Genomic DNA, 10,290 nt, shown 5'->3' with positions numbered 1-10,290 from the left:
CCCAAACAGGCCCTAGAACCCGCCCTGGAGGAAAATGTTTACCTGATGCGAAATAACGATCTGCCGGCCGGCGTTGCCCTCACTGGAGGTGCACGTATGACCCTGCAGATGGAGAAGGTAGCCGGTTCGGCATCGAAGGCGGCAGGTGGCACGTTCGCCGCCCTGCGGGTGCCGAACTTCCGGCTCTTCCTCGGCGGCCAGATCGTTTCGCTCTGCGGGACATGGATGCAGACCATCGCCCTCGGCTGGCTGGTCCTCTCGCTCGGCGCCTCCGGCACGGCGCTCGGCCTCGTCACCGCCGCCCAGTTCCTGCCGGTGCTGTTCTTCGGGCCCTACGGCGGTCTGCTCGCCGACCGGACGGACCGGCGCCGCCTGCTGATCTGCACGCAGGTGGGTTCCGGGCTCGCCGCGCTGGCTCTGGGCATCCTCGACCTCACCGGTACGGCCCAGCTCTGGATGGTCGGGGTGGCCGCCGCGCTCATCGGCCTGTGCAACGCCGTCGACAACCCGGCCCGGCAGAGCTTTGTCCAGGAGATGGTCGGGCCGGAGCACCTTCCGAACGCGGTCACCCTGAACTCGGTCGCGATAAACGCGGCGCGCATCGTCGGCCCGGCGATCGCCGGCGTCGTCATCGTGCTCGCGGGCACCGCCGGCTGTTTCCTCATCAACGCGGCCTCCTTCGGCGCGGTCCTGTTCGCCCTGCACCGCCTGGACATCTCAGCGCTGTACGATTATCCGCCGATACACCGGGCGCCGGGGCAGCTGCGGGCCGGCTTCGCCTACGTGCGCCGCACGCCGGCGCTGCGCGTACCGTTGGTCATGATGGTGGTGATCGGCACGCTGTCCTACGAGTTCCAGGTCGTGCTGCCGCTCCTGGCCCGGGAGACCTTCGGGGGCACCGCGGCCACGTACAGCCTGATGACCTCGGCCATGGGAGCGGGCGCGGTCGTCGGCGGCCTGCTGGTCGCCCGCCGCCGCCGGATCGGGCCCCGGGCCCTGAGCCTGACCGCGATGACCTTCGGTCTCATCCTGCTGCTCGCCGCCGCCGCGCCGACGCTGCCGCTCGAGATCGCGACGATGGTGCTGCTGGGCGCGACGAGCGTCGCCTTCATCTCGACCGGGAACGCCACGGTCCAGCTCTCGGCCGACCCGGCGATGCGCGGGCGGGTGATGGCGCTGTGGTCGGTCGCGTTCCTCGGCACGACGCCGGTCGGCGGCCCGATCGCCGGCTGGGTCGCCCAGGCCTTCGGCGCGCGCGCTGGGTTGCTCCTGGCCGCGGGCGCGGCCATCGGCGCGGCGTTGTACGCCTTCGGCTCCCTTCGGACCAAGACCGTGAAGGGCAAGACCGTGCAGGGCACACGTCCGGACCCGGGTCGGCTCAGTCCGATCCGGCCGCGGGTGCCGCCTCGGCGGGGCTGACGGCCGCCCGGCCGAGGTCGGGGAGTGTGTGCAGCTCATGGGTCTGCCCACGATGAGCCTGGACCGCGTTGGAGTGATAGCTCTCGGCGACAGCAAGGAAGTCGGGCTCGTGGTAACGGCGGCCGTCGACGGTGGGACCGAGGTGCCCCTCCATAATGGCCTCCACATCCTCACCGGTGATCGTCTTGTGGGTCTCCAGTGCGTGGGTGAGGGCCAGGATCTCCCGCCGGTTCGCGGCGAGCACCTTCTCGGTACGGGCGTAGAGCTCCCGAAGTTTGCCCTCGACCTGCTCGCCGAACGGCCGGTCGGCGTCGATGGAGGCGTTACCCATCTCCTGTTCCAGCATGGACAGGCGCGAGGCCAGAGTCTCCCCCATCGCCGCCGAGGAGATGAAGTTGGCCACGAGCAGGGTCGCGCTGCGCAGGTCGCCGCCGACACCGACGGTGTTGTCCCCCTCGAAGAACATCCGTTCGCCGACGAGCGAGGCGAGGGAGACCATCACCTGCACCTCGATCTCGGACTTCCACATGAACATGCGGTCCTCGACCGCGACGTGCGCCACGAACCCGCCGACGCCGCCGCGGCGTTCGATGGTGGCGAGGTCGATCACCCGCCCGCGCTGCATCCGGTAGGCGACGACGGCGTGGCACGCCTCGTGCAGGGCGATGCTGTGCCGCTCCCGGTCGATGTGCTCGTGGTCGTCGGCGAGGCCGTATTCCTTGATCACCCTGGCCTGGAGCATGTCCTGCCAGGTGATGACCTCCCGGCCGTCCTTCACCGCCTGGACCAGAGCCTCGTTGACGGTGTCCTTGATGGTCGCCCCGGTGGCCTCCGGGCTCATGATGGCCAGCCGGTCGATCTGATCCGGCGTGAGCTCGTGGCACACCTTCGACAGATAGCCCTCGAAGGTGCGGATCCGGCCCTCCTTACTGGGATAGCCCACCTTGTACTGCCGGTCGATGCGGCCGGGGCGCAGCAGTGCCTCGTCGAGCGACTGCGGCATGTTCGTCGCCATCATGACGAGGATGCGGTACTTGGGCGGCGGCTTGGGCCGCATGCCCAACGTCCGGCGCACCACCCGGTTGAGGAAGCCCCGCGGCTTCTTCAGGCCGGACATCTCGGTGAGCAGCGCCTGCAGGGTGCCGTCGAAACCACCGCCCCCGCCCACCACAAACTGCTCACGGGTGATCTCCGCGCGGGCCGCCCCGCTCAGGTAGGACAGGCCGTTGCACAGGTCCCCCGGAGCGGCCTCGCCCACCGATCCGGGGGACCCCGAACGGGCGAACCACGACCGGGCGCCGGTTCCGGCCCCGCGGCCGAATCCCCCGGCGAGCTGACCCCGGCTCCCCAGCGTGTCGGCCTCGTCGAAGAAGACGATCACCCCGCCATAACGCAGGGAGAGCTTGCGCAGCTTGCGGAACAGCGATTTTACCTTGAGGATGCCGACCCCAATGAACATCGCCTGGAAGGCACCCGGGTCGACGAACACAAAGGGCTTCCCGGTCTCTCCCGCGACCGCCTCGGCGATGAGCGTCTTGCCGGTGCCCGGCGGCCCCCAGAGCAGGATGCCGCCGGGAACATGACCACCCCGGCTCTCGATCTCCTCCGGCCGTTCCAGGTAGAAAACGTTCTCCTTCACCCGGCTGACGACGTGGTCCTGCCCCCACACGTCGGCGAAGCGGGTGGTGATGTCCTCGGGGAAGTAGACGTCGACGCCGCCCTTGGACAGGAACCAGAACATCACGACGAACTGGCCGACGACGAGGACCATGAGCAGGACGATCTGCAGAACCGCCGGGATGGCCTTCCAGACGGCGCCGGGGGCGTTCACCATCGCGTCGAAGACCGAGGTGTCGGCCAGGCGGGCGTAGACGAACAGGACGAGCGCGGCCCCGACGATCCACTTCAGCGCACGGCTGACCCGGTACCGGTTCCAGTCGTTGAGCCGCAGGAGCCGACGCTCGGCCTGCCCGAAGACCCGATCGGTCCAGAAGACGTAGTAGCCCGACCACCGTTCGCCCAGGAACATGTGGAGCTGGTGCACCAGTTCCACGCCCAGCAGGGCCAGGATCCACCAACTGTTCCTGGCCTGGATGCGGATCGAGTCGGCCCACGTCATCAACGGGTTGCCGGACACGTCGGCCGCCACGACGAAGACGAAGACCGCCCCGAGCAGGAGCAGGAACTTCACCCGGTCCCAGAAGGCGAGAGGACGGCGGCGTGGCTTGCCGGCGGTCGCGCTCGCCGGTTCCGCCTCCGTATCCGTGCCACCGGGGCCGGGACCGGCCGGACCGGCGGCATTCGGCTTCGGGTCCCCGCCGTCGGCGGTCCCACCTGCCTGGTCTCTCACGCCCATGGCTACTGACCTCGGTCCGTCGGCTCGATCGTGAAGGACTTGGCGACATCGCCGATCTGCTGACCATGCGTGGCGTAACACAGCGACGAACACGCGAGGATCAGCTGGTAGAGCACTCGCTGACCATTGTCGAGCAGGCTCGTCTGATCAATAGTGACCAGTCCGGCCTGGGTCTGCACCTGGTAAACGAGGTGCACCCCGTGCACACCGTCCTTCTTGTGCACAACCTCGTCCGCGAGTAGCAGGAAGTTCGGCGTCAGCCGCGCACCGTAGGGGTTCTGCCGCACGGCCTGCTCCTGCGCGGCCACCGCGTCGTCGACGGAGAGGACGAAGTTGCGCAGATCGTTGGTGGAGACCGCGTTGGCCTCCTCCGGGAGCAGGTGGCGAACCTGGACGAACCCCTTCGGCTGCGTTGCGTCCGGCACGAGGAGCCGGGTGTTGTCGAACCGCTGGGCCGCGTCGATGCCGACGACCCATTCCCGCGGCATGAGACCGCGCAGCATCTCGGGGCTGACGTTGCGAGCGTCGATCCCGAAAAGCGCAAGCCCGGGCATCTCCTGGTGATTCCACCCGGTCGGGACGCGCACAAACGCGCCGTCCTTCTTGTTGGTTACGTATTCGTAACTCGGCGAGCCGCAGGCAGCGGCGGCGAGGAACACCGAGACGATTACGCTGAGCATCAGCAGGGTGCCAGGGGCGGACTTTCGGCGCGGACGTGTCATCCGACGTCGAGCCTCCACGGCGAACCTCCAGCTTCGCGAGGTTGAACACATGGTGCGGCGCCGGGCCATGGTCCTTTGCTTTCCTTCGAAAAGTGTGACTCAGGACGGGGTCGACATACGCAACCTTCGCTAAAAAGAGAGAAAGTACATACCCTCCGCTGTCGAATGCTCCGGGTGCCCGACGCCGCCCCGGCACACCGAACCCCGACTCGGTGACCGCAGGAGTCAAGACGGTCACAATAAGTCATGATCCGCCTGCTGGGCAACACGAACGCCGACATCGAGGTGGACGCCGCTGCCCGGCCTCGGATCGGCCTGTGCGGCATACCCCGATCCCCCGCTGGTCGAACCAACGTCCCCGGCATGCCGCACGCCTCCTCCAGGTCGGGCCCCAGGCCGGGCCCCGGGTCGGGTGAAACACCATCCCGGGTGAGGCACCCTGGCCGCACTCGAGCGGTGCGGCCACGGTCGGGCCGAACGCGGCATCCCAGGCACACTGTCGGTATGGCGCACTATCGGCATGGTCGTAAGGTTCCCGCGCTTCGTCCCGCGCGGCGGCACCTCATCGGCGGACTGACGGTGGTCGCGGTGTTCGTCCTGGTGGGGCTGGCCGCCTGGAACCCGGTCGCGACCCTGCCATCGCTCGCCGCGATCATCATACTCGGCGTGATCGACTGGGTCGTCGTGACGGCCTCCCCCACCTCCGGCGACCTGCCCTCCGGACCTGCCGCCTTCGCCGGGGACGAACCTGGCTGGGAGGGCGGGATGGACACACCGACGCAGGTACTGCCGAGGCTGACCTTCGGATATGCGCGGGCGTCGGCGCGTGGCGAGGAGTACGCGGAGCCGGACCAGGACGCGGTGCACACCATGGCGATCGACATGCGCGGCTACCTCGACGAGGCGGGTCCGGGCCGGATGGGCTGAGCGGACCCGGTCCCCGCCCGCGCCCGCGCCCGCGCCAGGAGGCCGAGCACGGCCGACGTCGCCGCGCGCGCCGCCGCGGCCTCCCGCTCACCATCCGTACCCCCCTCGCCGGCACCCTCGCCCTCGCCGGCACCCTCGCCTTCGCCATCCTCACCGTGGGCACCGCCCGCGTTCCGGCCGGCGGCCAGACCGACCAGGAACGCGGTGAGTGGCGCCGCGGGACGCGCGACCCCGTGGGCGACGTCGCGCGCGAGATCGAGGACGGCGCCCACGTCGATCCGTGCCGCGTCGAGGCCGAGCTCGGCGCAGACGTCCGACACTCACTGCGCCAGGACGTCCCGCTCCAGGAGGTTCTTGTCCAGGACGTTCTTGTCCAGGACGTTGCCGGCACCCGAGCCGACAGCTGCGGCGGGCGGCGGGCGATGACGTCCGGCCTCCGGGGGCGGCGGGCCCACCGAAGCCCGATGCTCGGACCGCGACTGGTGCTCAGGCTGCTGGTCATCGGCGGAGGTCATAGGTCCATCGTGCCGGGCCGGGCCACGCTCGCCCACCGCGGCCCAGCGGCGGGCCCGCGCCACATCCGCCGGTTCGTCGCAGTCGAGGCAGGTCTGGGCGGCCGCCTGGACCGCGGTCACCGGACGGTCGGCGAACAGGTCGCGCACCGGGCGCCCGATCGGATCCGCGGGTAGCGCCGCCCACAACGAGGCCGTCCGCCACACCGCGGCCAGAAACTGCCGGCCGCCGTCCGGGTCGACCAGCAGCGCGGCCTGCGCCGCGGGATCCTCGACCCCGCGGCGCAGCAGCGCGATCTCCCGGCCGGTCAGGAACGGCAGGTCGGCGGCGAGGACGGCGACGAACGGTGTGCTGATCTCGACAAGGCCGGCGGCGATCGCCGCGACCGGTCCCCCGCCGGGCGGATCCTCCCGACACCAGCGCACCCGATCAGGCGGAACCGGATCGACGGCCAGGTCGCGCCGGGGACCGACGATGACCACCCGTTCGGCGTCCGGCACCGCGGACAGCACCCGGTCGAGCAGAGTGGAACCGCCGACCAGCACCGCCGTCTTGTCCCGGCCGCCGAGCCGGCGCGCCCCACCCCCGGCCAGCACCAGGGCACTCCAACCCACGGGGGCACCGGCATGCGACCCGGACCGGGCCACCGTCATCCGCCGATCGCGGACATCGGCCGGTCCGGCTGCCGAAAGGTCGGTTCGTCGATGCCGTGCCCCGCCTTCTTGCCCCGCACGGCCGCCCGCCACAGAGCCGCGAGCCGCTCGTCGTCCGCGCCGGCACGCATGGGGGTCCGCAGATCGCTCTCCCGCCGGGCGAACAGACAGTCACGCACCTGGCCGTCGGCGGTCAGCCGGACCCGGTCACAGGCCGCGCAGAACGGCGCCGACACCGAGGCGATCACCCCCACCCGCCCAGGCCCACCGTTCACCTCGAACAGCGCGGCGGGCGCACTGCCGCGGCCTGGCAGCGGCGTGAGGGTGAACTCCGCCCGCAGGCAGGCAAGAATCTCGCCGGCCGCCACCATCGTGTCCCGACGCCACGCGTGCTGCGCGTCCAGCGGCATCTGCTCGATGAATCGCAGCTCGTAGCCCTCCCGCAGACACCAGCGCAGCAACCGGGGGGCTTCGTCGTCGTTGACGCCCCGGGCGAGGACGCTGTTGACCTTGACCGGGGTGAGCCCGCTCGCGGCGGCGGCGGACAGTCCGGCCAGCACGTCGCCGAGCCGCTCCCGGCGGGTGATCCGGACGAACCGGTCCGCGTCCAGCGTGTCCAGGGAGACGTTGATCCGGTCCAGACCGGCGGCCCGCAGCGGGCCCGCCAGGCGGGTCAGGATCAGGCCGTTCGTGGTGACGGACAGTTCGGGCCGCGGCCGCAGGGCCGCGAGCCGCGCCACCAGCTCCACCAGACCCGGACGCAGCGTGGGCTCACCGCCGGTAAGGCGGACCTCGGTCACGCCGAGCCGTCCAACCGCGACGCCGACCAGCCGGACTACCTCGTCGTCGGTCAGCATCCGCTCGCCGGGGAGCCACGCGAGCCCCTCGGCCGGCATGCAATAGGTACACCGGAGGTTGCAGCGGTCCGTCAACGACACCCGCAGGTCCGTCGCGATGCGACCATGGGTGTCAGTGAGGCTCGTTCCTCCAGGGTAAGAGCCGTTCGTCTGAGTCGCGGCTCGTCCCGAGCCGGGCCACGCGGCGGCGGGCTCACCGGCGGGACGCGATCGGGACGAAGAGGCCACGACGTGGGCAGTCGGACCGTGGCCGCCCCGATCGCCTGCGAGACTACGACTCGTGCGGTCGACGGACGTCCGCGGTCGCTGGGCAGCGGTTCGGCCCACGGCACCGCGGCGGCACCGGCGGCACCGGCGGCAGGGCCGGCAGGGCCGGCAGGGTCAGAACATCGGTAGGGGAGGGCTCGGCGGTGCAGGTCTTCGGGGTTGACGTCGGCGGAAGCGGGATCAAGGGCGCTCCGGTCAACGTCGAGGACGGGTCGCTGGCCGCGCCCAGGTTCCGGCTGGCGACTCCGCAGCCGGCCGAGCCCGCCGCAGTGGCCGCGACCGTGGCGGAGGTGGTCAGCCGCTTCGGCTGGTCGGGACCGGTGGGAGCCACCCTCCCCGCAGTGGTCAAGAACGGGGTGGCGCTCACGGCGGCGAACATCGCCCCGTCCTGGATCGACACCGATGTGGTCTCCCTGTTTGCCGAGGCGCTGAGCGGGTCGGCCGCCGCGACGGGCCCGGTGGACATCACCGTGGTGAACGACGCGGACGCGGCGGGCATCGGCGAGATGGCCTTCGGCGCCGGGCGCGACACCACCGGCCTGGTCGTCGTGACGACGTTCGGAACCGGGATCGGTACCGCGCTGTTCCTCCACGGCCAGCTCGTGCCCAACACCGAACTCGGCCACCTGGAGATCTCCGGACACGACGCGGAGACCAGGGCGTCCGATGCGGCCCGGGAACGCGAGGGCCTCTCCTGGGAGAAGTGGGCCAAGCGGGTGACCAGGTACCTCAACACCCTCGAGGCGCTGCTCTGGCCCGACCTCATCATCATCGGTGGTGGGGTGAGCAAGAGAGCGGACAAATACCTCGACCAGCTCGAGGTGCGTACCCGAGTGGTCCCCGCGCAGCTCCAGAACGAGGCGGGCATTGTCGGCGCCGCCATCTCCGGCCTGGTCGACCAGAACCGGCCCCGACCGGCTGCCCGGCCCGCCCGCCGCCGAGGTCCCGCGACCCGCCCCCCGGGCGGCAGGCGACCATAATCCACCGGTCGCGAGTCCACTCGTCCCGGATCCGGACGTTCCAGATCCGGACGTTGCGGATCCGGACGTTGCGGGACTGCCCGAACAGGCCCAACACGGTCAGACTGTGCGTGTCGCCCGCCGCCACGCCCGCGACCGACGCCATCAATGGCAGGCTGTCAGCTACCGGGATGCACAGGCTGAAGGCGGGTTGACGCATCATGTTGACATCCGCTCCCAGGCGCGTCCGGCCCAACGGTCCGCCCGCCGCGGCACGGCGACAAGCGGTACGGCTTCGACGGAGGAGGAGGCGCCATGCGCGAGCTGCGGGCGGTCGCACTCGGCGAGGACGGCGGCTACCTCGTGCTCACCGACGCGAACGGCAGGACGGACGGCGAGCAGTTCCGGGTGCCCGTGGACGACCGGCTGCGCGCGGCCCTGCGCGGTGTGCGTCGTAGCGAGGTGCGTACCGAAAGCGCGCTTACCCCACGGGAGATCCAGGCCAGGCTGCGCGCCGGGGAGACCGCGGCGGAGGTGGCCAGGGCCGCCGGGATCCCGGTGGAACGGGTGGATCGCTATGAGGGTCCCGTCCTCGCCGAACGTGCCAGGGTCGTGCAGGAGGCGCGGGCCGCGCTGCTCCCCAAGGATCCGGGGGGCGTGCCGGGACGGCCGTTGGGCGAGGCCGTCGACGCGCGGCTGATGGGAGCCCAGGACAATCCGGCCGCGGCGCAGTGGGACGCGTGGCGCCGCGTCGACGGCATCTGGCTCGTCCAGCTCACCTCGGAAAGCCGCTGCGCCCGCTGGACGTGGGATCCGGTGGTGCGCCGGGTGCGCCCGCATGACGACGCGGCCCGCACCCTCGTGGCGCCGGAGACGGCGGAGCAGCCGGCGCCGGTGCCCGCACCGTCATCTCTACCGTCATCCGTACCATCATCGTCGGCGGCGCTGCGGGCGGCGGGACCGGCGCTCACCCTTGTGCACGACCAGGGCATCCCCGCCATTCCGGCCAATCCCGCCACCCCGGTCCAGCCGATGGTCGCCGCGGTGCCGGAACCGGGCCCGCCGCCGGGAACACCGGCTCCGCAGCACAGCCTCCCCGAGCGGCAATACCCTCTGCTGCCCTCCCACCCGGCCGCGTCGTATCCCGGGGACACCGCGGGCGGTGGAATCGCGCCCGAGTCGCCCGAGTCGCCCGCCCGTCCGGAGGCGATCCAGGCGGCCGAACCGCAACCCGTGGTCGCGGACACCCGATCCGCGGACACCCGATCCGTGACCCCATGGTCCGTACCTGCCCGGTCCGCGGACCCCACGGCCCCGGGAGACCCGCGGTCGGCGGAGCGGAAGGCCGCCCGGGCCGAGGACGCCGAGTCCCTGGACCGTCCCGTCCGGCCCGAACCGATCCGCGGCGAGGTCTCTCGCCGGACGGCCGCGACGGGGCGAGGCGTTCCCGGCGGCCGCCCCAGGGTGGGGTCCGCGTCCGGGACCGGGCGATCAGGAGTGAATTCCCGGGCGGCCGTCGCGCCGGCCGGTCCGCAGCCCGTGACATCCGCCACGTCTCCCACCGGGACAGCCGCCAAGCCGTCGGTCCCGGGCTCGGCGCAGGTACCTCCCTGTCGC

Annotated in this window: 9 protein-coding genes; 4 read left to right on the top strand and 5 right to left on the bottom strand. The window is 71.4% G+C overall.

Annotation, left to right across the window (positions count from 1 at the left end; translation table 11 throughout):
• Window positions 1-96 precede the first annotated feature (96 nt).
• The gene (locus tag ACY45C_RS15695; RefSeq protein ID WP_462188338.1) at window positions 97-1,419 is read left to right on the top strand and encodes an MFS transporter; all 1,323 of its coding nucleotides are present in this window, start codon (window positions 97-99) and stop codon (window positions 1,417-1,419) included.
• Here ACY45C_RS15695 and ACY45C_RS15690 read toward each other — a convergent pair.
• The gene (locus ACY45C_RS15690) at window positions 1,379-3,775 is read right to left on the bottom strand and encodes an AAA family ATPase (RefSeq protein ID WP_462188337.1); all 2,397 of its coding nucleotides are present in this window, start codon (window positions 3,773-3,775) and stop codon (window positions 1,379-1,381) included. The two genes, ACY45C_RS15695 and ACY45C_RS15690, sit on opposite strands and share 41 nt — an antisense overlap.
• 2 nt (window positions 3,776-3,777) lie before the next feature.
• Window positions 3,778-4,497 carry a hypothetical protein gene (locus tag ACY45C_RS15685; RefSeq protein ID WP_462188336.1) on the bottom strand — a complete coding sequence of 240 codons (720 nt, stop codon included), beginning with the start codon at window positions 4,495-4,497 and terminating at the stop codon, window positions 3,778-3,780.
• A 504-nt stretch (window positions 4,498-5,001) separates the two neighbouring features.
• Between ACY45C_RS15685 and ACY45C_RS15680 the strand changes: the two genes are divergently transcribed.
• The gene (locus tag ACY45C_RS15680; RefSeq protein WP_462188335.1) at window positions 5,002-5,424 is read left to right on the top strand and encodes a hypothetical protein; all 423 of its coding nucleotides are present in this window, start codon (window positions 5,002-5,004) and stop codon (window positions 5,422-5,424) included.
• Here the strand turns inward: ACY45C_RS15680 and ACY45C_RS15675 are convergent.
• Genes ACY45C_RS15675 through moaA form a run of 3 tightly spaced genes read right to left on the bottom strand, consistent with a single transcriptional unit; the run spans window position 5,388 to window position 7,528 of the window.
• Window positions 5,388-5,744: a DUF6457 domain-containing protein gene (locus tag ACY45C_RS15675; RefSeq protein WP_462188334.1), complete on the bottom strand. Its 357-nt coding sequence runs from the start codon at window positions 5,742-5,744 to the stop codon at window positions 5,388-5,390. The two genes, ACY45C_RS15680 and ACY45C_RS15675, sit on opposite strands and share 37 nt — an antisense overlap.
• The gene (gene mobA, locus ACY45C_RS15670; protein ID WP_462188333.1) at window positions 5,745-6,590 is read right to left on the bottom strand and encodes a molybdenum cofactor guanylyltransferase; all 846 of its coding nucleotides are present in this window, start codon (window positions 6,588-6,590) and stop codon (window positions 5,745-5,747) included.
• Complete coding sequence (gene moaA, locus ACY45C_RS15665) at window positions 6,587-7,528, bottom strand: GTP 3',8-cyclase MoaA (RefSeq protein WP_462188332.1); 942 nt, start codon at window positions 7,526-7,528, stop codon at window positions 6,587-6,589. The genes mobA and moaA overlap by 4 nt, the downstream gene beginning before the upstream one ends.
• 329 nt (window positions 7,529-7,857) lie before the next feature.
• Between moaA and ppgK the strand changes: the two genes are divergently transcribed.
• Both ppgK and sepH read left to right on the top strand, forming a co-directional pair.
• Window positions 7,858-8,694 carry a polyphosphate--glucose phosphotransferase gene (gene ppgK / locus ACY45C_RS15660; RefSeq protein WP_462188331.1) on the top strand — a complete coding sequence of 279 codons (837 nt, stop codon included), beginning with the start codon at window positions 7,858-7,860 and terminating at the stop codon, window positions 8,692-8,694.
• 294 nt (window positions 8,695-8,988) lie between these two features.
• Window positions 8,989-10,290: septation protein SepH (gene sepH / locus ACY45C_RS15655; protein ID WP_462188330.1), on the top strand; the 1,302-nt coding region annotated here is incomplete at its 3' end.

It is taken from the genome of Frankia sp. CcWB2 (genome assembly GCF_977927585.1).
The sequence above is the reverse complement of the archived record's forward strand: the minus strand, read 5'-3'. Positions and strand labels throughout refer to the sequence as shown.

What these genes read in the sequence shown, in the direction of transcription:
- ACY45C_RS15695 (WP_462188338.1), top strand. Translation starts at nt 97, where the DNA reads ATGACCCTGCAGATGGAGAAGGTAGCCGGTTCGGCATCGAAGGCGGCA.
- mobA (WP_462188333.1), bottom strand. Translation starts at nt 6,590, where the DNA reads ATGACGGTGGCCCGGTCCGGGTCGCATGCCGGTGCCCCCGTGGGTTGG.
- ACY45C_RS15685 (WP_462188336.1), bottom strand. Translation starts at nt 4,497, where the DNA reads ATGACACGTCCGCGCCGAAAGTCCGCCCCTGGCACCCTGCTGATGCTC.
- ACY45C_RS15690 (WP_462188337.1), bottom strand. Translation starts at nt 3,775, where the DNA reads ATGGGCGTGAGAGACCAGGCAGGTGGGACCGCCGACGGCGGGGACCCG.
- ACY45C_RS15680 (WP_462188335.1), top strand. Translation starts at nt 5,002, where the DNA reads ATGGCGCACTATCGGCATGGTCGTAAGGTTCCCGCGCTTCGTCCCGCG.